Source organism: Bacillus sp. IT-79MI2 (genome assembly GCF_949768135.1).
Classification (GTDB): domain Bacteria; phylum Bacillota; class Bacilli; order Bacillales; family Bacillaceae_G; genus Bacillus_A; species Bacillus_A pseudomycoides.
The window spans coordinates 23,427-47,114 of the sequence record NZ_CATKPV010000047.1 but is presented as its reverse complement, the minus strand read 5'-3'; the positions used below and the strand labels follow the sequence as shown (position 1 = coordinate 47,114).

Below are 23,688 nucleotides of genomic sequence, written 5' to 3'. Positions count from 1 at the left end.
ATTTAATATTGTAAAATCTTTGATACTACACGTGTCTTTCCAAAAGCGTCTACAATCTCCAATGCTTTTCTAGAAGATCCCTCTAAATCAAAGTTTCCGCTCCTAACAATCTCAAGGGCATTACAAATATCCTTCTCGTAAATTTCTTCTGATTTTCCAATGTAAAAATCAATCCCTAAATCTCCTACTGTTTTACATATTTCAACTTGATTATGCGCTACTGAGATTAATAGTGCGGGTAATCCTAAACAATATCTTTCCCAAGTGGTTGAACCTCCAGCACATATGGCTAAATCCGCTTCATTCATTAAGCTAGACATATAATCAATATTATGATGAAAGACCGTATTTGGATGCTTTTTGCATAAATTTTGGATGAAATCTTTTTGAGGATTTGATCGACCGATAACTACATGAATAAGAAGCTGCGTATATTCTATTGCTTCTAGAGCTTTGATTACTTTGGAAGTTTCATTAGTGGGATCACTTCCACCAAAAAATATGAGTATTGTTTTAAGGGGATTTGTTCTTTTTCTTACATTTTTTCGTGCTTTTAAAAATTCGGATCTTAACAATGCATATTTGGGGCCTAATAATTTTATACAATTTATAGGGATTAATTCTTCGTATCTTTGATCTATGTTTGCATAATAATTTTGATCTAGCAGTAGATCACATATATGTAACCTATCTGCTAAATCATCTATAACCATTAGATAGCGGGCGAACTCCTTTAACTTTTCTTCCCACTTTTTATCTAAAGCATAATGATCTACAATGAGCCAATCAGCAAAGCGAATGCTCTTACGTATCATTTCTATTGTTTGTTGAGCATCAATTTCCCAGCTCGTTTGAAGCCATTGAGCATGTGTAGTATTACAATTATTTCTTACTAACTTCATTTTGGGTAACATATATAATGTGTGTCCCTGAGATTTTATAAAGTTACACATATGACCGTCCAATTCCCTAGATATAAAGGAGATCTGATGTCCTTGATTTTTTAACTCTTCTGCTAAGGTTAAACATCGCATAACATGCCCTGTTCCAATCTCTATAGAAGCGTCAACACGAATGAGTATGTTCATTTAAACTATATCTCCAGTTTTTTTTGTTCTATATGGCTATTAATATAAAACAGGTCTGGTTCTTGTTTTAATAAATTTAAAATATCAATGAAAGAAAATTGGGGATTAACTGGATATAGTTTTGTAATAATTTTTTTTATAAAGATAAAGTCTTCTTTCGTATCTACAGTCCAGCGATGTTTACTTTCATCTAAGTGATTCTGGACATTGAACAGTTTAAACGTTTTAGGGGTGTTATATATATATGCAGTCACATGCTCGCGATAGGATGGCTGATTTGCTTCTTCATATGTTTGTTTTAAAATTCGGTAGGGCATAACTTCTGTATCTAAACCTCTTGGATAAGTACGGATTAATGTGTTAGATACATAATCATATTTATTTTGATGTTCTAAATAGCAAGTAACTATCTTATCAATAATATCAGGATCAATAACGGGACAATCTGAAGTTAATCGAACTACAACATCTACAGAAAATTGTGTTGTAGCTTCATAATAACGTGATAATACATCATCTTCTGATCCACGATAATAAGGAACAGAAAGTTGTTCGCAAAGCTCAATGATTGGATTATCATTTTGATTTGTAGTAGTCGCTACGATAATTTGGTTAATTGTTTTTACTCTTTTTACTCGTTCAATTTGATATTCTAATAGTGTTTTATCAAGAACTTTCTTCATTATTTTCCCCGGAAGTCTAGTTGAGCCCATTCGAGCTTGAATAATAGCGGCAACTTTCATTTCATCACCTTTTTATTCACTTATTTTTTATAGAAATTGATTACTTTTTTAACTGCTTGAATGACGTCATTAGCGTCTTGTTCACTCATTTCTGAAAATAATGGTAGAGTAATGATACTTTCATATAATTTTTCAGCATTAGGACAAATTCCTTTTTGATAACCTAATTTTTGATAGTAGGGTTGTAAATGAATTGGAATGTAGTGAACATTGACACCAATATTTTCTTGCTGTAACGCTTGAAAGATTTCTTTTCGATCAACTTTTAGCATTGGTAAATTTAACTGAATGATATACAAATGCCAACTTGAATCAACATGATTCAATTGTTTTGGAAGAATAATTTCAGGTAAATCTTTTAGCTCCTTATCATACATTGCTACATATTGTTTTCTTTTAGCAATAAAAGAATCTAATTTTTGCAGTTGTGATAATCCAAGAGCAGCTTGGATATCTGTCATTCGGTAGTTATAGCCAAGAAATTGCATTTCATAGTACCAAGGGCCATGATTCTCAGTTAGATTGTTGGGATCTCGTGTGATCCCGTGTGTTCGAAACTGAAGAAGTTTTTGATAGTAGTCCTTATTATTTGTTGTAATGATTCCACCTTCGCCTGTTGTGATATGTTTGACGGGATGAAAACTGAACATGGTCATATCGCTAATTGAACCGATTTTTTTCTCTTTATACGTAGCCCCTAATGCATGAGCTGCATCTTCTATTACTGTTAAGTCGTGTTCTTGGGCGATTTTTAAAATCTCGTCAAGTTCAACTGGCTGTCCTGTAAAATGTACAGGTATAATTGCTTTTGTTTTATCTGTAATCTTATCTTTTATTAACACAGGATCAATATTGTAAGTATCGGATTTAATATCCGTAAATACTGGCACTCCGCCTTGATAAAGAACACAGTTGGAACTGGCAGCGAACGTCATTGATGTCGTGATGACTTCATCATCATTGGATATCTCCGCTGCAAAACAGGCGCCATGTAATGCCGCCGTTCCGTTTGAAAATGCTACGGCATATTTTGCACCTACATATGTTGCCACCTGATCTTCAAATTGTTTTATTGTGGGACCGGTTGTAATAAAATCACTTTGTAAAGCGTTTATCACTGCATGGATATCATCTTTATCAATGGATTGCTTGCCGTATGGCAAATAATGATCCCGCACGGGTTTTCCTCCATGAATCGCTAGAAGATGCTTCATCATCATTAATACTCCCTTATATATTGTTTTAATTAATGTAAGTCATTCTCTTATCTTATTCATTAATTAATCTTTTTAATTCGTCCTTTGTTAACCAATGTTCATTTTTGTCACTTGTATAACTAAAACCTTCTGGAAGCGGTTTGCTTTCACTTGAATTTGTTTTATCCCACCAATTAAATTCTGGTTGAATTATATAATGATCTTTAAATTCCAAAGTATGACGTGCATCATCTTCAGTTATCATAGTTTCATGAAGTTTTTCTCCTGGACGGATGCCTATAAACTCAATTTTACATTCGGGTGCAATTACTTTTGCCAAGTCTGTTACTTTCATGCTCGGAATTTTAGGAACAAAAATTTCCCCACCCTTCATCCGTTTAAGATTATCAATAACAAATTGAACTCCTTGATCAAGTGTTATCCAAAATCGTGTCATACGTTCATCCGTAATAGGAATTTTCCCAGTTTTTTTTATGCTTTTAAAAAATGGAATTACACTTCCTCTACTTCCTACGACATTTCCGTAACGTACTACTGAAAATCTAGTATTCTTCTTCCCAGCATAAGCATTTGCAGCAACAAAAAGTTTATCTGATGCTAATTTTGTTGCACCATATAAGTTAATTGGAGATGCAGCTTTATCTGTGCTCAAAGCAATGACACGTTTCACACCACAATCTATAGCAGCTTCAATTACATTCTGAGCACCATAGATATTTGTTTTAATTGCTTCAAACGGATTGTACTCACATGCACCTACATGCTTCAGAGCAGCTGCATGAACTACAATATCGACCCCAGCAAATGCTCGGTATAAACGAGCTTTATCACGTACATCCCCAATAAAAAAACGAATACGTGAATCTGTATACTCTTGAGCCATTTCATATTGTTTCAACTCATCACGACTAAAGACAATGATCTTGCTTACACCAAGTTCCAGAACTTTTTTTATAAATCTCTTACCGAAAGAGCCTGTTCCACCTGTAACTAAAATTGTTTTTTCTGTTAAATCCATTTTATTCACAGCCTTTTTTATTGAATACATTTTCTTTATCTATTACTATGACTACTTCAGAAAAACGTTTGGGTATCATATCCATATTTCCTTATAAATTTACCGAAATAGTGAATAAACCTAGATTGAAATTTACTTTTAACTGTGTTTTACCGTTTTTTATTTATTTCTTGGTTCCGGAAATGATAAATCTGTTAAATAGTTTCTTTTATATTATTGAAAGGCTAGAAATCAAAATTCTCATTTTTAGATATAAGAGGTATCATCAGGTTTTTTAATCAAAAAGTGTTACAGGTTTATAAGCGTCCAAGCTCAGAGAAGGGATTATTTATTAAATATAGAGCATAATGCATCATCTGTTTTCAAGCTAGGCTATGTAACTATACAAAAAGACAAACAAAACATAGCATGATAAAAGTAAAAGCCTAAGTCCGATTTTTATTGTTCGATCGCATAGTTTACACCATTAATTAGTAATTAATAAAAACATCGGTCGTATATAACTAATTAATTATAAAATTCAAATGGTAATAAAAATTTTATCATCATTGATAAAAAAATATTTACATCTTTTAATTTTAATAGTTAAATGTTTTTGTTTTTTGAATTGTAGAATGAATTATATAAGAGAGGGTGAACAATGTGTTTCAAGGATTTTTAAATTTCAAAGGGCAAGAAATAGTAATGACAAAGGATTTGTTTAGAAATATTAAAAATAATTTTACCTATGAGTTTTGGATAAGACCCCAAAAGGAACTTAACTTAAATTTGGAATCGAATGAAGGAAAGCATGGGATTTTCGGTCAAAGATTCATTATTGGTCCAGGAAATCCTGAAATTGAACAACAAGATCAATCGGGCGCTGGAGTATCAGTTGGAACGAATGGTATAACGGTATATGAATATAGCTGTAATTATTTATTTCCTCTACTCACATATGAAATAGAAATAGAAAATTGGACTCATATAGCTATTGTTTATGAAAATAAAACCCCAAACTTATATGTGAACGGAAGTTTTGTAAAAAAAGGATTAAAAAGTACTAAGATTAGTGTCTTTGTTTCAGGAAGTATTGGAGGATATGGGTCATATGGCAATTTTGAAGGACAAGTAAATAATTTGAGAATTTGGGATTATTCAAAAAACGAAAAAGAAATTAAGTTCCATATGGATAAATATTTAAATGGTGACGAACAAGGGTTGATTTTAAATTTGAACTACGAAAAGCCAACATGTATCCAATCTATTTCCAGTACAAATGAGGAAGCTGATGAACTATCTTTTTTAAATGATTCTATACTTAATCAATTTAGTTTAGAAACATTTAATGAGCTAAATTATATGGCATACGATGATAGCTTATTTAAAGATATTGAAGTAGATGTAATTATACCAATATATAATGGTTATGAATTTACAAAGAGATGTATAGAAAGTATATATAATAATGCAGATCTTCGTTTTAATTTATTTTTGATTAATGATGCTAGTTCAGATGAAAGAATCTATAGTTTTCTAGAAAATTTGAAGTCTCATGACTTACCTGGAAAATTAAAAAAATTAGTGGTTATACACAATGAGATAAACCTTGGATTTGTGAAAAGTATTAATAAAGGTTTACTTTTAACAACAAATCACCCCATTTTATTAAATAGTGATACAGAAATTCCTCCACATTGTTTTCAGCGTTTAATTAATCCAATTCTAGTAAATGATAAGGTCTCATCAGTTACCCCTTTTTCAAATAGTGCTACAATTTGTTCTTATCCTAATTTTGTTCAAGATAATGAATTACCCTACAATATGACTGTAAACGAAGTGGATTCCTATTTTTCAAAATTCGTTATTAACAAAGGGATAGAAATTCCAACAGGTGTAGGCTTTTGTATGGCATTAAATCGAAGTGTTATCAATGATATTGGAATGTTTGATGATGAAGTTTTTGAAAAAGGATATGGTGAGGAAAACGATTGGTGTATGAGAGCTTGTAATAAAGGGTATAAAAATATATTAATTCCAAATTTATTTGTTTACCACAAACATGGTGTAAGTTTTAATCAAATAAACAGTAGTAAAAAAGAAATGATGGCAAATAATTTAAAGAAATTACTTGATCGATACCCAGATTACAATAAGATAATACAAAAATTCATAGCTTTGGATCCAATAAAAAATATAAGAGAATTTATGAAAAGTGTAATGGTCGCTAATAAATATGCTTACAGAAAGGGGATATTATTTATCGATCACGGTTTAGGCGGTGGTGCTTCAATATATCAAACTAACTATATAAAAACATTAAAAGATGATCAAAGAGTATTCACACTAACACCTGGAACCGATTATGTAATTTTAACTGATCATAATCATGAAGAAAATATAATTTATAAACTTAGCATCGATAGGTTAAATGAAATTAATTTTAAAAAATTATTAAATGCTTTAAGAATTGATCTAATTTATATTAATCACTTATTTAAGTATCCAATTGAAAAGATGTTCAGTTTAATAACACACTCACTTGTGGATTATTGTTTTTATGTTCATGATTTTTATTGTATTTGCCCCAGCTATAATTTAATTAATCATCAAAAGAAATATTGTAATGCTGAAACAAACCCAGAAATCTGTCAGGGGTGTATTGCAAAATTATATCCAAAACAAACTATTAATATTGAAGATTGGAGAAAAGCGTTTCATTCTTTTTTAGTAGGGGCAAAAAATGTGATAGCACCTAGTCATAACACGAAAGAAATTCTTTTAAAATATTATAAAGATATTGAGATAGAAGTAAGAGAACATTCCATTGATTCAAAAGTAACATACACTTTTAATAAGGATGTTTTAAATAAACAAGATTTAAATATTGCTTTTGTGGGAGCAATTGATTTTCCAAAAGGCTCAAGTATCATATATGAATTAAAGGATTTAATTATTAAAGAAAATTTACCAATAAACGTAAAGGTGATTGGTATAACAAATATTCATTTTAACCCATGCAAAAGTGATGAGGGCAAGTTTGAAGTAACAGGGAGATATGAAGTTGATGATTTATCATATATATTAGCTGAAAAAGAAATAGCATTGGTTATTACTCCTTCAATTTGTCCTGAAACGTATTCATATACAACAAGTGAAGTGATGTTATCGGGATACCCTATTATTACATTTAATCTAGGTGCTCCTGCTGAAAGAGTGAAAAAATACCAATGTGGATGGATTATTGATAATATGACTAGTACTGAAATATTAAACGTATTAAAAAGATTATTAAAAAACAGAGAAGAAATTAACGAGAAAGCAACAAAATTGAAAGTTTTTCAGGAAAGGGATGAATGATAGGTAAATATTAATGTATTCAGTAAGTTTATAACATGAACATTCGATTCAACAATTTTCATTATTATCTTTGTGGTTTCTTTTATAAGAAAAAATATAATATATGGTACTAAAGGCACGAGTATTTTTGATTGAAAAAATAAGAAGGGGTGATGTTTATGTCACAAAAGTTTCTCTACTTACCAATCGAATCAAAAACAAGGGAATTAGACGCAAAATTACTCTTAACCTATTATGCAATTAAAGGGAATTATCGAATTATTCTGGGAACACATACACCTATTCTCTCTCATTTGGAGTTATTACCTAAGGGTATCATTTGTTCAAAGGGAACTCCTTATGGTGATGCAAGGAAAGAATATATGGATCATGCATACAAACTAGGCTATTCTATTGTCGAATTAGATGAAGAAGAAGGATTATTCCTTAATAGTAATAATTATAGTCGTCTTGGAAAAGATGATAATTATGTTAAAATACTCGAACATGTATATTGCTGGGGAGATGCTCATAAAGAAATAGTTACGAATATTTTTCCTAAATTTAAGCAAAAATTTCATTTAACTGGTCATCCACGGTTCGATTTACTCAAGAAAAAGTTCCGAGGTTTATATAGTGATGAAGTTAAAATGATTGAACAGCGGTTTGGAGACTTTATTTTAGTGAATACAAGATTTACTCAATATAATCACTTTTTAAGAGGATTTAATCCTAATGAACGTTATATAAAGAAGGTATATGAACATTTTATTCAATTAATTAAAGAATTAAGTGAGAAATATCCGAATCTTAATATTGTCGTTCGTCCTCATATTCATGAAAATTTAGAGAGTTATCGAAAAGAATTGTCGGATTATAAAAATGTATTTGTTGCCCATGATGGTAACGTTGTTATGTGGATTTTAGCTTCGAAAGTCGTGATACACAATCGTTGTACGACAGGCATTGAAGCTTTGTTACTTGATAAACCAGTAATTGCTTATATGCCGATTGATTATGAAAAAGAGAAGAAATATTTACCTAATGCAGTTACCCATAAATCAGTAAATATTAGTGAAGTATTCAACTTAATCGACTTCTACTTATCTAAAGGAGAAATGGATGAAGGAAAAAAATTTCTATCAAAAAATTATTATGGAGCCATGGATGAAGAAAACTATGCTTATAAGAATATTATCAGTTTATTAGATAAAATCAGTTTAACGTGTGAAAGTTCCATCGAGGAATCTTCTGTAAGAGCACTCTCTACAATAAAAGGGAATCATACGTTGACTTCAGAGGATGAAATAAAAAGTTTCTTCAAAAAATTGAATTCAATAGAAATGAATGAAAATGAAGTGAGTGTTCGAACATTAGCTCCTGATTTATTTGAAATAACATCTAATAAAAGTTGAGCCCTTTCTTTCTATGAAGCTTAATGTAACTTCCTTAGTTAGATAAAAAACCCTTGTTATCAAGGGTTTTTATTGTTTTATAGAATAAAAAATCAAAGTTTATAGAGCGTGTGTTTTTTTATAATAAATCAACTTATACAGCATCTTTCTTTTGAAACTATTGTTATGAAGAAATTTACTATTGTTACTTCACTGTGTTCTCTTCAAAGGCATCTCAGTAGATAGAGGTATCCAAGAAAAGAATAAAAAGATTTTATTCATTAGGTGTCATGTGCGTAGCAAGAAAAGCATTTATTAAAAGATGAAGAATAAAAATAAGTCCTAAAGAATTGTATTAATATTGCAAAGAACTTTTATTGGTACACTGTTTGATTTGAGGATGAATACAGAAGGATACCTTTAGATGCTTTGGAAATATGGATATTTCTCTGCTCTTACTAAAACATGCGGCTACGTTTTAGATTTTTATAGAGGAAAGGAGCAATCTTATGAAAGGGATTATTTTAGCTGGAGGTACAGGATCACGATTATACCCTATCACTAGAGTAACTAATAAACACTTGCTGCCTGTAGGACGTTATCCAATGATTTATCACTCGGTTTTTAAGTTAAAAGAATGCGGGATTACAGACATCATTGTCGTAACAGGAAAAGAACATATGGGAAATGTAGTTAATTTCTTAGGGAGTGGGACTGATTTTGGTGTTTCATTTACTTATAGAGTACAAGAAGCAGCAGGGGGAATTGCACAAGCTTTAGGATTGTGTGAGACATTTATTGGTAATAATAGGATGCTTGTTATTTTAGGAGATAATATATTTTCTGATGTATTACTCCAATATGTAAAGAAATACCAGAAACAAAAAGAAGGGGCAAAAATTCTTTTGAAGGAGGTTGACGATCCAAAAAGATTTGGAGTTCCTGAAATAAAGGACGATTATATTGTAAAAATAGAGGAAAAGCCAAAGAATCCAAAAAGTCCTTATGCAGTAACCGGAATTTACATGTATGATGCAGATGTATTTGAGATGGTTAAAAAGTTAAAACCGTCTAACCGAGGTGAATTGGAAATAACGGACTTGAACAACGAGTATATTAAAAGAGGAACTTTAACTTATGACATATTAAAGGAGTGGTGGACTGACGCTGGAACCCATGATTCCCTCTACAGGGCAAACACGCTGGCAAAAGATTTATATTTTGGGAATGGATTTGACAACACAATTTAAGAGGTTGGATATAAAAAAAGAAATGCATATTGCAACTATCCCGGAAGTGATATCAATTTCATAGGAAATGGATTCGAATATTGTTATCCATTGTGTTGTTTATACAAAGATAGGCTTGGTGGAAAGGAACAAGATATGGAGTTGCAAAAGAAATTTTTCAGTGAAACAACATAACATTCACCCTTTTTTCAATTTCTGCGAGTGAGTTTGATTGTGGAACATCTCTTGTTGCATTTTAAAAACTTTCCATCTATATATTCCTGGGAAGACGGAGTGAGGAAATACTTTATAACAAGAAAAATCATCGATATTATAACCGATGATTTTTCTTGTTCAAATGTGAAAAGTAAAGTTTGCTTCAAATAAGATTGAGTTCAAGCATAAGTTGTTTGGAGCATAATGAATGGATTTTAAGATTTTATTTTTCGATAAATTATGTCTGCGATAGAATATGATTTTTATGATTGAATGATACTCATCATTTCTTTAATTCTTTGACGAAATGTATGCTGTTCTATTACTCGTTTTCGAGCCTTTTGAGCGATAATCTGTCTCTTTTCTTTATTATTCATATAGGTAACCACTTTACACAGACAATCTTCATAATCCCGGTAAGATATCATTTCTTGTTCAGTAAAGAAAGAACGAAGATTAGGTTTTTTCTCTATTAGTTGAAAAGCTCCACATGCTGCAATATCAAACGTTCGGTTATTAATACTTTCGCTAATAATTCCAGATGTATTTTGATTATGCAAGAAATTGTGGCTTCGATGAGGGTTTAATACAATGCTGGCTCCGTTGTAAAAATAAGAAACCATTTCTGGATCTACCCATGCATCTTTAATCATAACTTTGGGGTTGTTTCTCCAGAGTTTTTGCAGTCTATTACGCCACCCTTTCCCAACTAGGCGGATATGATAGTTTGTATTTTTTAAGAGAAAATGGATGAGATTTATCCTTGTGGGATATGGATATCCTACAAGGAGCAAATCACTTTTGTATGCATGGTCCACTAGAATACGGGGGTTAAAAGTTGCAGAATTTGTCCCTAAGGGTAAATGATAGGCATTTGGATGAACTAATTGATAGTGTTTTAGAGATCCTGTATCGATGGTAAAGATATAATCAAATCTATTAATAATTTGATGAGTCTTATCAAAATAATAAGGATCCTCAGTCATCCAACATGCTAGCTTAACACTATTTTCTTTAAAATATTGAATAGCCTGTACAGAAAGATAGTCTCCTAATATAGTTAGGGCCACCTGTGGTTGAAACGTGGTAACAATAGACTTTAGATTTTCTAGGGGCTCTAATGGATGAAAGGAGGTCCATTCATAACCATTATCGTTTAGCCCAGTTTGTATACTTTGATCTAAATAATCGTAAATACCGTGATAACCAGAAGAGATATACAATAACTTCACTATACATCACCAATTTGTAACAGTCATTTTCTAATCTGCTATTATGATGCTCTCAATATTATTACAACTAATTTCTATAATATTCGTCACACTTGGAGATGGTAAATCTTCTTCTAATGTGACTATGCCAGTCCAGTTATTAAAGTTTGTAAATTTGGCTGGTCCATAAACAAAACCGGATTTACCTACGACCGTTATTATAGTTCCAAGTGGTATGTTGGAGAACTGGCGACAGATGCTACTTTTGCATATTGATAGAACCATAGACAAATGCTCCTTCCTTTTCATCAATTAAGTTGATATTTAATAACACTTATAATATATGAAAATAGATAGATTTTCGTGCGAAGAATATCTTAGTAAATACACCCTTTTATAACAATTTAAATATCTTATATATTTAAAAATCGAGCAACTGACTTGAAACAGCTGGCTGCTTTTTTGTATGTACCAAGTTAAGCTGGGACTTAGTGTAGGACGTTTTATGTCGTTTTAGAATTAGCAATGAAATGAATAGAAGAAATTAAAATTGTACAGGATTTGATTAATACCTTATGGTTATAACCAGCATATATATCATGTTTAAAAAGTAAAATAAATAAAGAGATATGTTTATTCTGCTATTCGTGGGTGAATAGTTATCTATCGGTTAAGGCGATATTTTACAAGAAGAAGGGATTACAAGATCACGTCTATGTCCCATTAGTAACCACTTAATTTCTGACGGTGAATTAGTAATAATAAATTAAAATAACAAGTATCTTTAAATGTGAGTATTGATCTATGGTATATTCCGGGGGGGGGGGATGGAGTGGTTCATGATTCTCTTTGTTATGCCAATAAGCTTGCAAAAGACATCCTATTTGGAGAAGAATTTGATGAGAAGCCCGAAGAATAGAGGTGATGACAGGGGTGAAAGTAATTGAAACTTTATTCGATAATGTAAACATTGTAGAGCCAGATGTATATAAGGATTATAGAGGATTCTTTAAGGAAAGCTACAACAAAAAAGTCTTTGAACAATTACAAATGCCGTATCAATTCATTCAGGACAATATATCAAAATCGGTGGAAGCAGGGACAATAAGGGGCTTGCATTTTCAAACAAATCCTAAAGCTCAAACGAAGCTCGTACAAGTAGTGCAAGGAGTTATATTTGATGTAATCGTGGACTTACGAAAAGAATCCCCCACATATAAAAAGTGGCAAGGATTTATACTAAGTGAATATAATCATCGGCAGCTGCTTGTGCCAAAAGGGTATGCACATGGCTTTTGTACATTAGTCCCTAACACAATTGTCATCTATAAGGTCGATGAATATTACGATTTTCAATATGATAGTGGAATATGCTGGAATGATGAAGAGCTGCGAATTGATTGGCCGGTTCAATCCCCCATTTTATCCGACAAGGACCAGTCATTGCCGTCTTTACAAGATTCTAATCATAATTTTCATTTTAGGGAGAAAAGTATATGAATATTTTAGTAACAGGCGGAGCAGGTTTTATTGGCAGTAATTTCATAAGATTTTTAGTCAAGAAGTACCCGCACTATAATATTATTAATTACGATTTATTGACTTATTCTGGGAATTTATTGAATGTAGAAGAGATAAGAGACAGAAAGAATTACTGGTTTATTCAAGGGGATATTCAAAATAAAGAATTGCTTCGTTACGTAATAAATCAATATGAAATTAACAGTATTGTTAACTTTGCCGCAGAATCTCATGTTGACCGCAGTATTACAAATCCACAAATTTTTTATTCTACAAATATATTAGGTACAACAACACTATTAGAATCTGCTCTTGAAAATCAAATTGAAAAATTTATTCAAATCTCTACTGATGAAGTGTACGGTTCGTTAGGGGAAACTGGATATTTTGTTGAGGATACGCCTTTGAATCCTAACAGTCCTTACTCCTCTAGTAAAGCTAGTGCTGATTTGATCGCATTGGCTTACTGTAAAACATACGATTTACATGTAAATATTACACGCTGTTCAAATAATTATGGTCCTTATCAATATCCAGAAAAATTGATTCCTCTCATGCTTACAAACGCTTTGGAGAACAAACCTTTACCTGTATATGGAACAGGTAGAAATGTTCGAGATTGGCTTCACGTATATGATCATTGTACTGCTATTGATTTAGTATTGCATAAAGGAAGAAAAGGAGAAATATATAATATCGGTGGAAATAACGAGAAGCGCAATATTGAGATCGTGAAGAGCATTATTGAACAGCTAGGTAAATCTAAAGAGCAAATTATATTTGTAAAGGATCGCCTAGGGCATGATTGGCGATACGCTATTGATGCCGAGAAGATTAAAAAAGAGCTTGGCTGGAAACCAGTATATACATTTGAAACGGGCCTTCAGGAGATTATTCAATGGTATAAACGGAATGAAACCTGGTGGAAGCCTCTAAAATACGGTACATCTTAGTAGAGGGAGAGAATTATGAAGAAAGTAATAGCGATTACTGGGGCGAATGGACAATTAGGGAGACAGTTTGCTGAGGATTTACATGATTTAGGTTATCGAGTTTGTGCTTTAAGCCGAGAAGATATGGACATAACGGATTTTTCAAGAGTCGATCTTATTTTAAGAAAAATAAACCCTAACATTATTATTCATTGTGCTGCATACACAAAGGTAGATTTAGCTGAAACTGAAAGAGATAAAGCGTTTTTTGTAAATGCTCTTGGAACAAGAAATGTCGCTGTTGTATCCGAGAAGATTTCGACTAAGCTTGTTTATATTAGCACGGATTATGTATTCGATGGAACAAAAGGAACTGGCTATGACGAGTTTGATACTCCTAACCCGATAAATGTATATGGAGCCTCCAAATATGCAGGAGAGAATTTTGTTAAGAGCTTTCATTCACATTATTTTATTGTTCGTACCTCTTGGCTGTATGGCAAGTATGGAAACAATTTCGTTGAAACGATGTTGAAGCTTGCAAAAAATCAGCTTGGGATTAAAGTAGTGAATGACCAAACAGGATCCCCAACCCATGTAAAGGACTTAGTGCAGTGTGTGAAGGAATTGATGGAAACAGAACTATATGGAACGTATCATGTATCTAATACAGGGGCTTGTACATGGTATGAGTTTGCTAAAGAGATATTTTCTTTACGTGATATTAATGTCAATACGACACCTATTTCGACGAAGGGATTTGGTACGGGTGCTTTACGTCCTGCTTATTCGGTTTTGGATTCTTATGCGCTACGATTGAATGGACTCGATGTAATGAAACCTTGGAAAGAAGGGTTGAGGGAGTATCTTGAGAAGAAGGAGAGCTCTAGAGAAAAATGATGCATAGTATAAGAGGTATAACTGTTAAGTGAGAAAGGGGCTAGTGTTGTATTATGGATTTGTGAATATTATTATACTTCTTGTACGTACGATGATAAAAAGCTATGTAGAAAGACGTCGTCTACATAGATAAATTCATGAAAGCTATCATAATATTATTATGATAGCTTAGCATAGGATAAGATGTGAAGCGGAAACAGTGTAGTATCTAATAATAAGAATCGGGCAGCTTATGGATCGCGAATTTTCTTTTTATTCAGCATATATTAATTTTTATAATCATATTATAAGTATATTAAAAGATTAATAAGGAGATGGAGTTATATTGAATCCTTTTGTAATGGCAAATGTAATGTTTAATGGTATTCCATTTCAATTTCTCACACATCAAGAAGATAAAGTGATTAGTGATGTTTTAAGGGCAGGAATGGTTTTTGAGGCTCACGTATTAAACTATCTAAGCTCTATTATTAAGCCAGGAAATCACATTCTGGATGCAGGTGCAAATATTGGTGTAATTTCTATTCCCTTAGCAAAGCTTTCACCTACAGTAACAATATATTGTTTTGAACCTGATCCGATAAATTACTCACTTTTAAATATGAATATTGCGCTAAATGATATAAAAAATATCTATACTTTTAATTATGCTTTGGGTAAAGAACAAAAATTTATAGCCTTTTATAAAAATAATATGAATTACGGGGATCATCGTACTTCACAGCCATTAAATGAAGAGCCGTATATAGGACAATTTAGCACTTTGCCAAATCGTGTTCATTCGGTAAATATTATGGGATTTTTAAAGCAATGTTTGGACGAGCAATCACCAAATTACTTTGATGTAGTAAAAATTGATACTCAAGGAAGTGATCTTGAAATTCTTGAATCGTGTTTACCACTTGTTAAGGAACATTCAACAGTTGTTATGGAATATTCCCCCTATCATTTACTTCGAAATGGAACTTCAAAAGAACAAATAAGAAATGTACTTGATTATTTCTCAAATCTTGGAGTTGTAATGCCAGATCATCCAGATATGGCTGTTGCTTTAAATAAAGATGAAATATTAGAACATTTTGATACTCTCTCTACAACAGGTAAATTTTATGAGGTTATACTAAAGGGGAAAAAAGTGGATTGAATACAACTCCAATCCCTTGATGTTTCCGGCTTTTGAAGTACACTTACTGTTGAATTCGCGAGTGATGAAATAATTTTTTTATAATCCCATCCACCTCACTTTGAGAGTTTAATTTTTGGTATACATTTATATCATTCTTAATAAGTTTCCTTATATTTTAATGAGGGGATGGAAATGATAAAAAACGTAATGAGTAGTTCATTATAGATTCTCATAGTATATAAAAGTGAAGTGGTGAAATATCTCTAAATTATACTACAAAATTTATTTTAAATTTTTTTCAATTTCTTCCCAAGTCATATAAATGCGCACAATATCTTCTTCGATAAGTTCGCTTCCCATTTGAACTTCTATAAATTCTAAGTCAGAAGTAGCTTTTAGTGCATGTTTAGTCCCTACAGGAATTTGGATTACATCTCCAGGCTGTACAGTTTTAAATTCTCCATCAATAACGATTACGCCTTCACCTGAAATAACACTCCAAACTTCTTGTCGTTTACAATGCAGTTGATAACTTAAATTTTTATCAGCAAGTATCTTAAGTCTTTTTGTAAGTACTTCATTTCCGGCTGACAATTTACTATAGTCTAGGACACGGTACCATCCCCAGCGCCGCTCCTCATACATGGGTCTTTGGGCATAACATTCAATAAATTCTTTAATCTGCCCACTTTGCGATTTATCAGATACTAAAATACCATCAGGACTCGTTACTACAATGCTATTAGAAAGGCCAGCAACAATTACGGGAAGATTTAGTTCATTTATGAGATGTGTATTATAAGAGGTTTCACTAATCATCCCTTTTCCGACAATTGGTGTTTCTATGATTTCTGATAAGGTACTCCAAGTTCCTAAATCACGCCATGCACCTTTATATGGTATTACAACAATAGGGGAGCATTTTTCTACAATTTCGTAATCAAAACTTCTCTTAGGAAGGTTGAAATACTGCTTAGTAAGCCGTTCATATTGTAAAGGTATTTTTGTATCAGCTAAATATTGGATTAAGAATCCAAGCTTAAAAGCAAAGATACCACAATTCCAAAGAGCATGTTCATTTATGAGTTTTCTAGCTGTATCGTGATCAGGCTTTTCTATAAAATGATCAACCTCCATATATGAAGATGTTAAGGGAGAAGAATGATTTATGTTAGGTATGATGTAGCCATATTGCTCAGATGGATATGAAGGTTGTACGCCTATTAATGCAAGTGAGGCTGCAGAATATGTTAGAACGTTTTCGAAATGTAGTAATGTTTTAAAAAAGGAATCTTCTACATAAGCGTCAACAGGCATTACACAAACCGTTTCATCTAAACTAACATTAAGAACGGAGTGAAGATAAACAGATGCTAAAGAAATAGCAGGAAATGTGTCCCGACGATCTGGTTCAATGATCAGGGGAATATCGTCGCTTAATTGACTTTGAATAATATCTGTTTGAGATTTGTTCGTTGCAATGTAGGTGGAGTTGTCTAAATCAACTGAACGGATTTGCCTCCATATACGTTGTAGCATAGATTCTGGATTTCCATCCTCATCCCGAAGAACTTTCAGAAATTGTTTTGACCTAGAATCATTTGATAACGGCCAAAGCCGTTTTCCTGAGCCACCAGATAATAAAATAAGTTTCATGCTTTACCGCCTTTCTCGTAATCTTACGCCCATATTAGGGAATTTCCTCTCTCTGTTTTGCTTGTATATGCCAATAATGTAGTATGGTGTTTAATATTTGGTTTATAAGGTATATTTTTAGGAGCCTATATAAGCTAAGTAAAGCTGCATAAATGGCTACTTTATTGAAAATATTCACCTTGTTGGGAGATTGATGGTTTCTTTGTCTTCTGCTCTTGATTCTTTTTTTGATAATAGTTAATAAGTTTTAAAGATCGATTGTATTACCGGTTATTCTTTTGTAATTTCTCAAAAGAGTACATTTACTACAGCACATGAGTTCCTACACTTTAAGCTAAAGAGCTACCAATTTCTACAGCTGTTTGAACAGATTTTGAGTATACCCTTGTATTTCTTAATCTAGAAAGGGCACCTTTTACATATAGTTACTACAATTATTTAATGCACTAGCGGAGAAAATTGTTATAGGCAATCGCCTATCTTTGTAGGACATGCTGTATCATATTGTTGTTAAAGAATGTGTGTATTTGATCTTAGTCAGAGCATATGAAGCATTACCTTAAGATTTGAAACGATATGCGACATACAGGGAATACGAAAAGGTAAGGTATTGAATTCATAAGAAAAATTCAATTTTAAGTGAGGAGTTATAGAGTTTTTGGGATGTAATCAGGAATTTTGTTTTTTTTACAAGTTGAATTTCTTCAAAAGATTAGTATTGTGTACACAGGCGTGAGATGAACAATTTAAAAAGTTTAGTGTGCTAAATTTACATATACAAAATAAGTATTTAGATAAGTGTAATTAGACATTTGAATGTGGCTCTTTGTTATTTCTACATATTTTTTGTGGATACAAAAAGATGATTGTTCCTTAATGTAAACAGGATTTAAATAGTAAGAAGACATTATCTGCCTACTCTAGAAAACTGAAAACACAACATACCATGCTCAATGAGACAAATATGATCGCCTTCGCTTATGTTTAAACTATTAATTGCGATTGTTACATCGATTACAGGTGGATTACCATAGTCATGCCAACATATAATTCCACCTTTTCGTATGACTTGACGTGCTAAAAGAGTGTCTAACATAACTCCTTCTAAAGAATGATCACCATCGATGAAGATTAAGTCTGCTGTAGGAAAATCGGATGGTTTTATATCTCTTGAACCATTGGGTTTTATAATTAGCTCTACTCGAGGGTCATCTTTAACATACTCTCCAACAATTTGAGGGACTTCGTGTTGTTGGAGAGATAATGAAGTTTGAGAACCAGGGGCTAAGTCTATACCTATATATTTTTCAACCCAAGGGCTATTGTCCAAGATACATTTTGCAGTTTCTCCTCGCTGAATGCCGATTTCAATTACTGTTTTAGGTCGGAAGGTTTCTGAAAATGCTTTTAATGGTTCAACATCAGCTCCTGTAAAAAGAAGTAGTTGACCATCGAATGTGCCACTTCCGAAAATTTAAAAAACTTCTCTATTTATTATACACATATAACATATCTCCTTAGTGTAAAAAAGTAGCTAAGTGGAACTTGAGGTTATTGCTATCTATACGTATTACGTTTCCTGCAATATGATATATCTTTCTACTAGTTTAATATTATATAAGCATTAAAAAATCTGTATTTCAGGTTTAGAGGGCAGGGAAATGAGAGTAGGTATAATTTTTATATACCAATTAATATTAATATACGAAAAAATGGAACAAGTGAATTATAAAATTCATGAGAATAAAAAAATGATTCTAATATCTAAATTTTTTATGAATGTAGTATCATGTGGATAAGTCTATTTACATATATTACAAAAGACGATCTGTTAAATAATTTTTGCGATATTTTTTGATTGTTTTTTTATTATAGGAGGGAGCAATATGGGAGACTCAATAGTTCATAAAACGCTTCAATGGTGCCTTTCTCCCGTTCATGAAAATACTCATATTCCTAATTTGCTGTATGAGATTTATAAGAGTAGAAGGGATTTACAACGAGCTTTTCCAGATCCATTTGGAATTAATCAAACAAGATTATTAAAATGGGCTCAAACTTACTTAGCGCAAGAATACTTTATTGGGGATGATTTGTCTAACCATTTTAAAATGATAAAAGATACTTCTTTATTTTCAAAGTGGGATTCTTTTTTTCAATGGGCGTTAGCTCCAGTTCGTCATAATACACATATTCCTAATTTACTATATGAGATTTATAAGAGTAGAAGGGATTTACAACAAGCTTTTTCGGATCCGTTGCAGAGAAATCAAACGGAATTATTGAAATGGGCCCAATATAATTTTGCTAATGAATACTATGGAGAAGATGATTTCTTTTCGAGATTCAACATTGTAAAATCAGAAGATTATTTATTAGAGAAAGTTAATAAACAAGTATTACCATACTTAAAAAAAGGAATTAATTTAGTGGGGTTTGCTCGTCTTGAAGCTGGATTAGGAGAATCCTGTCGCTTAGCAGCAAGGTCTATTCAAAGTACAAATATTCCATTTGGTATTATTAATTACCGTCTTCCATATCCATCAATGGATTTATCTTGGATAGATAAGGAAATAAAAACTCCTATCTATAATGTGAATATTTTTCATATGAATCCAGATGTATTTCCGATAGCTCACAGGAAGCTCGGGCATCGTTTTTTTTATGGGCGTTATAATATTGGCTATTGGCATTGGGAATTACCAGAACTTCCAGAAGAATGGATTAGTAGTTTCAGACTTTTAGATGAAGTATGGGTTCCTTCGTCTTTTGTATTAGAGGCAGTATCGAAGAAAACCAACCTTCCTGTTATTCGTATTCCGCATTGTATTCAAGTCGAGTGCCCTAAAGATATAGATCGAGGGTACTTTGGATTACCGATAGATCGATTTTTGTTTCTTGCTATGTATGATACTAGAAGTGTATCACAACGAAAGAATCCACTTTCAGTTATTAAAGCATTTCAAGAGGCATTCTCTAAAGACGATGTTTCTGTGGGATTGGTATTGAAAGTGAATGGTTCACAGAATAATGCAGAAGAATTAAAACAGCTTCAGAATTTAATTCAAGATAATAGTAATATTTATCTTATTAATCAAACATTAAGCCGAGAAGAGATAAATGCGTTAATTCAAGCTATTGATTGTATAGCATCTTTACATCGTTCGGAAGGTTTTGGACTTGTACTAGCGGAGGGAATGTATTTAGGGAAGCCAGTAATTGGTACGAATTGGTCTGGAAATACGGATTTTATGAATAGCGGGAATTCTTGTGCGGTCGATTATACACTTGTTAAAGTCGGAGAAGACTATGGTCCTTATAAACATGATCAAATCTGGGCAGAACCTGATATTGATCACGCAGTATATTATATGCGGAAACTTGTCTCTAATTCATTATGGTATAGCAATATTGCAGAAAAAGGGAAAGCAGTCATTCATAAAAATTTTTCAGCGCAAGTAGTAGGTAAAATGATTTATGGACGGCTTGAAAAGTTGAACTTAATTTAATATGGGATTTTTGTAGCGATTTGAAACAAAAGTAAGTGTAAAGAGAAAGTTTTGTTTTGAGATATTTTAAAATATTGTCTTGATAGAAATATATGTAATGAATATAGGATGATTTCTAAAAAAGGAAATGATTTTTGACGGGAGGAAAAATGGGGAATTATGAGCAAACTAAAAATTGCTTTTTTTACACCGTTAAGGCCATTAAAATCTGGTGTTTCAGATTATAGTGAAGAGCTTTTGATGCACTTAAAAGATTTTTTTGATATTGATATTATTATCGGAAGTAATTATGTACCTGGAAATCCTTTACTAAAACACTTATGTAATATTATTCCATACGCTCAATTTCAGTGTGAACTTTATGATGAAATTGTTTATCAATTTGGTTGTAGTCTTTTTCATAGTTACATGCTTCCCTTTATCCACCTGTATCCTGGGCTAACAGTACTTCATGATATCAATCAACATCTTGTATATTATTCACTTGGTATGAATGAAGATAATTCAATTTACATTCAAGAGATGAAATATAATTATGGTGAGATAGGTGAACAAGAAGCAATTGAAGTGCTTGCTGGGAGGAAAAGTCCGGATATTTATGGCAAACCGTTATTAAAGCGAATAATAGACAATTCAAAGGGGGTAATTGTTCATAGTCAATTTTCGAAAAATAAATTATTAACTGATTTTCCGAAAGTATCTGTATTTTGGCTTCCTATGGCGATGCCTTTAGATAAAACTCCTAATAATAATGTGAATATAATAAGAAGTAAATTTTTTATACCAAATGCTGTTGTAATTTCTATTCCCGGTTTTGTCGCACCTACGAAAAGAATATATGAATTCATTCTTGCATATAAACAAGCGATGCCTTTCCTTAGTGAGAATACCCTTGTGTTAATTATTGGACCTCAATTTGATACAGCATATATTACTACAATAAATAATTTAATTATGCAATTAGGTATTTCACAACGAATAAGGTTTATGGGTGAAGTAAGCGAAGAAGATTTTTCGAAGTTAATCACATTAAGTGATATTATTGTAAATCTTAGGAATCCATCTGTCGGTGAGACTTCTTCTACAATTATTCGAGCAATGGCTGCAGGAAAACCAAGCATTGTAAGTAAGATCGGATTTTTTGATGAACTTCCTGATGAGACATGTTTAAAAGTTAGAACTGACGAGCATGAAATTCAAGATATAAAAGAAGCGTTAATTCATTTAGTGAATAACAAAAGTTTAAGAATTCAAATGGGGCAAAATGCTTTACGTCATTCTACGACTGTAGAAACACTTGCTGTGGGGTACCGTGATATCATATTCTCTTTTGGCCTAAAAAATAAAGTGAGTAGAGGAGGGGGATTTATGGGACTATTTACTAAACTTCCATACTCGGATACTTTTAAGTATGGTGAAAAGAAACTTTTTTATAATCAAGTGCCGATTAATAATATATCAGAAAGATGCATCGAGGTACCAATAGGTATTAACTTTCTAATGGAGCATAAATTTAGTCGTCTACTGGAAGTTGGAAATGTATTACAGTCTTACTTGCAAGAACCTATCACAAGAGATATTGTTGATAAATTCGAAATTTCTCCAGGCGTGTTAAATGTGGATTTGATGGAATATAACCCCATTGAAAAGTATGATGCAATTATAAGTGTATCAACTGTTGAACACATTGGACAATTAAAAGATCCAACAGGTTCTTATGGAGAAGAAGATATAAGTCGAGATAAAGAAGGGCCCCTAAAAGCAATTATAAAGATTTATAACCTCTTAAAAAAGGATGGGCATGCATTAATAACAGTTCCCTTTGGAAAGCTGATGGATTTAGGATGGTTAATACAATTTGATAATCTTTATATGCAATTGTTGACTAAAAAATATAAAATGCCTGAAGATGAACTTACTATTAAATATTATAAAAAAGTTGATATGGAGATGACCTGGACTAATCCGCGGCAAATATGGTCACCGTGCTTAAAAGAGGAGCTGATTAATACTATTTTTTCATCTCCATTTCCTGCTTCAAATGGAATTGCTGTTTTAGAAATAAATAAGAAGAGTGATCAGGAAATATTTTTTGATAATACAGTACTAAAATTTCATTCTCCCTATGTTATTAATTCACTATATTTAAATTCTCCTAAACCATTTTATATTCCTACCAATTATGATTTGGAGGGGTGGATACCTGCTCAAGGTATTGGGGCAGTATTTTATGGTCCTTATGTTCATCTTGAAGCCGGTTCTTATTTATTTAATTTAGAATTAGAGATAGATCATCCTTGTGATTTTGTAGTTGAGATAACTTCTAATTTGGGAACTACAAAACTATTAGAATATAAAGTTAACAAATCTATTATATTAACTGATAACTTACATCTCAATAATCCCGAATATAACGTTGAGATACGGTTGATGAATAATGTTTTTCTGCCTCAAGTTACTAAAGTGAAGGTAAAAACAATTAAATTATCGAAAGTTAATGATGGTTAATTTAAAGTGTTTACTCTTTCCAGTTTTCATTTTATAGAATAATAGTCTCGATATATCCAAATTAATAAAAGGTTCGAATGACCAAGACAGCTTATATACTCA

At 32.1% G+C, this 23,688-nt stretch carries 16 protein-coding genes; 9 read left to right on the top strand and 7 right to left on the bottom strand.

Translation table 11 applies throughout. The annotated features are described in order from the left end of the window. Window positions 1-2: 2 nt before the first annotated feature. The 4 genes from pseG to pseB are packed head-to-tail and all read right to left on the bottom strand — an operon-like array spanning window position 3 to window position 4,066. On the bottom strand, window positions 3-1,088 hold the full coding sequence (gene pseG / locus ACM6HU_RS04935) for a UDP-2,4-diacetamido-2,4,6-trideoxy-beta-L-altropyranose hydrolase (protein ID WP_414848044.1): 1,086 nt from the start codon (window positions 1,086-1,088) through the stop codon (window positions 3-5). A 5-nt stretch (window positions 1,089-1,093) separates the two neighbouring features. Continuing rightward, on the bottom strand, window positions 1,094-1,831 hold the full coding sequence (locus ACM6HU_RS04930; protein WP_414848043.1) for a cytidylyltransferase domain-containing protein: 738 nt from the start codon (window positions 1,829-1,831) through the stop codon (window positions 1,094-1,096). A gap of 20 nt (window positions 1,832-1,851) precedes the next feature. Continuing rightward, window positions 1,852-3,045 (bottom strand): UDP-4-amino-4,6-dideoxy-N-acetyl-beta-L-altrosamine transaminase, encoded by a 1,194-nt coding sequence (pseC, locus tag ACM6HU_RS04925; RefSeq protein ID WP_414848042.1) that lies wholly within the window; start codon window positions 3,043-3,045, stop codon window positions 1,852-1,854. Window positions 3,046-3,100: 55 nt separating this feature from the next. Then, complete coding sequence (gene pseB / locus ACM6HU_RS04920) at window positions 3,101-4,066, bottom strand: UDP-N-acetylglucosamine 4,6-dehydratase (inverting) (protein WP_414848041.1); 966 nt, start codon at window positions 4,064-4,066, stop codon at window positions 3,101-3,103. 642 nt (window positions 4,067-4,708) lie between these two features. Here pseB and ACM6HU_RS04915 point away from each other — a divergent pair. The 3 genes from ACM6HU_RS04915 to ACM6HU_RS04905 all read left to right on the top strand — a co-directional run bounded on the left by ACM6HU_RS04915 (window position 4,709) and on the right by ACM6HU_RS04905 (window position 10,028). Further along, the gene (locus ACM6HU_RS04915; RefSeq protein ID WP_414848040.1) at window positions 4,709-7,405 is read left to right on the top strand and encodes a glycosyltransferase; all 2,697 of its coding nucleotides are present in this window, start codon (window positions 4,709-4,711) and stop codon (window positions 7,403-7,405) included. A 158-nt stretch (window positions 7,406-7,563) separates the two neighbouring features. Further along, complete coding sequence (locus ACM6HU_RS04910; protein ID WP_414848039.1) at window positions 7,564-8,799, top strand: surface carbohydrate biosynthesis protein; 1,236 nt, start codon at window positions 7,564-7,566, stop codon at window positions 8,797-8,799. Between the two features lie 488 nt (window positions 8,800-9,287). After that, window positions 9,288-10,028: a sugar phosphate nucleotidyltransferase gene (locus tag ACM6HU_RS04905; RefSeq protein WP_414848038.1), complete on the top strand. Its 741-nt coding sequence runs from the start codon at window positions 9,288-9,290 to the stop codon at window positions 10,026-10,028. A 458-nt stretch (window positions 10,029-10,486) separates the two neighbouring features. Here the strand turns inward: ACM6HU_RS04905 and ACM6HU_RS04900 are convergent, their stop codons facing one another. Beyond that, window positions 10,487-11,455: a CgeB family protein gene (locus ACM6HU_RS04900; RefSeq protein ID WP_414848037.1), complete on the bottom strand. Its 969-nt coding sequence runs from the start codon at window positions 11,453-11,455 to the stop codon at window positions 10,487-10,489. A gap of 912 nt (window positions 11,456-12,367) precedes the next feature. On the opposite strand from ACM6HU_RS04900, the gene rfbC reads away from it, so the two are divergent. The 4 genes from rfbC to ACM6HU_RS04880 all read left to right on the top strand — a co-directional run bounded on the left by rfbC (window position 12,368) and on the right by ACM6HU_RS04880 (window position 15,931). Continuing rightward, complete coding sequence (gene rfbC / locus ACM6HU_RS04895) at window positions 12,368-12,934, top strand: dTDP-4-dehydrorhamnose 3,5-epimerase (protein WP_414848055.1); 567 nt, start codon at window positions 12,368-12,370, stop codon at window positions 12,932-12,934. Then, a complete protein-coding gene (gene rfbB, locus ACM6HU_RS04890) occupies window positions 12,931-13,908 on the top strand; it encodes a dTDP-glucose 4,6-dehydratase (protein ID WP_414848036.1) in 978 nt (325 codons plus the stop codon). Before rfbC ends, rfbB begins: the two co-directional genes overlap by 4 nt. Window positions 13,909-13,923: 15 nt before the next feature. Then, the gene (gene rfbD, locus ACM6HU_RS04885; protein ID WP_414848035.1) at window positions 13,924-14,787 is read left to right on the top strand and encodes a dTDP-4-dehydrorhamnose reductase; all 864 of its coding nucleotides are present in this window, start codon (window positions 13,924-13,926) and stop codon (window positions 14,785-14,787) included. A gap of 340 nt (window positions 14,788-15,127) precedes the next feature. After that, a complete protein-coding gene (locus ACM6HU_RS04880) occupies window positions 15,128-15,931 on the top strand; it encodes an FkbM family methyltransferase (RefSeq protein WP_414848034.1) in 804 nt (267 codons plus the stop codon). A gap of 264 nt (window positions 15,932-16,195) precedes the next feature. On the opposite strand, the gene ACM6HU_RS04875 is transcribed toward ACM6HU_RS04880, so the two are convergent. Continuing rightward, window positions 16,196-17,569: a sugar phosphate nucleotidyltransferase gene (locus ACM6HU_RS04875; protein ID WP_414848033.1), complete on the bottom strand. Its 1,374-nt coding sequence runs from the start codon at window positions 17,567-17,569 to the stop codon at window positions 16,196-16,198. A gap of 907 nt (window positions 17,570-18,476) precedes the next feature. Continuing rightward, entirely contained in the window at window positions 18,477-18,929 is a 453-nt protein-coding gene (locus ACM6HU_RS04870; protein WP_414848054.1) for a class I SAM-dependent methyltransferase, read from the bottom strand. A 526-nt stretch (window positions 18,930-19,455) separates the two neighbouring features. Here ACM6HU_RS04870 and ACM6HU_RS04865 point away from each other — a divergent pair. After that, complete coding sequence (locus ACM6HU_RS04865; protein WP_414848032.1) at window positions 19,456-21,078, top strand: glycosyltransferase family 4 protein; 1,623 nt, start codon at window positions 19,456-19,458, stop codon at window positions 21,076-21,078. 159 nt (window positions 21,079-21,237) lie between these two features. Continuing rightward, on the top strand, window positions 21,238-23,586 hold the full coding sequence (locus tag ACM6HU_RS04860; RefSeq protein ID WP_414848031.1) for a glycosyltransferase: 2,349 nt from the start codon (window positions 21,238-21,240) through the stop codon (window positions 23,584-23,586). The last annotated feature ends 102 nt before the right edge of the window (window positions 23,587-23,688 follow it).

Coding starts and splice junctions, on each gene's coding strand:
- pseG (WP_414848044.1), bottom strand. CDS start 1,088: ATGAACATACTCATTCGTGTTGACGCTTCTATAGAGATTGGAACAGGG.
- ACM6HU_RS04930 (WP_414848043.1), bottom strand. CDS start 1,831: ATGAAAGTTGCCGCTATTATTCAAGCTCGAATGGGCTCAACTAGACTT.
- pseC (WP_414848042.1), bottom strand. CDS start 3,045: ATGAAGCATCTTCTAGCGATTCATGGAGGAAAACCCGTGCGGGATCAT.
- pseB (WP_414848041.1), bottom strand. CDS start 4,066: ATGGATTTAACAGAAAAAACAATTTTAGTTACAGGTGGAACAGGCTCT.
- ACM6HU_RS04910 (WP_414848039.1), top strand. CDS start 7,564: ATGTCACAAAAGTTTCTCTACTTACCAATCGAATCAAAAACAAGGGAA.
- ACM6HU_RS04905 (WP_414848038.1), top strand. CDS start 9,288: ATGAAAGGGATTATTTTAGCTGGAGGTACAGGATCACGATTATACCCT.
- rfbB (WP_414848036.1), top strand. CDS start 12,931: ATGAATATTTTAGTAACAGGCGGAGCAGGTTTTATTGGCAGTAATTTC.
- rfbD (WP_414848035.1), top strand. CDS start 13,924: ATGAAGAAAGTAATAGCGATTACTGGGGCGAATGGACAATTAGGGAGA.
- ACM6HU_RS04880 (WP_414848034.1), top strand. CDS start 15,128: ATGGCAAATGTAATGTTTAATGGTATTCCATTTCAATTTCTCACACAT.
- ACM6HU_RS04875 (WP_414848033.1), bottom strand. CDS start 17,569: ATGAAACTTATTTTATTATCTGGTGGCTCAGGAAAACGGCTTTGGCCG.
- ACM6HU_RS04865 (WP_414848032.1), top strand. CDS start 19,456: ATGGGAGACTCAATAGTTCATAAAACGCTTCAATGGTGCCTTTCTCCC.
- ACM6HU_RS04860 (WP_414848031.1), top strand. CDS start 21,238: ATGAGCAAACTAAAAATTGCTTTTTTTACACCGTTAAGGCCATTAAAA.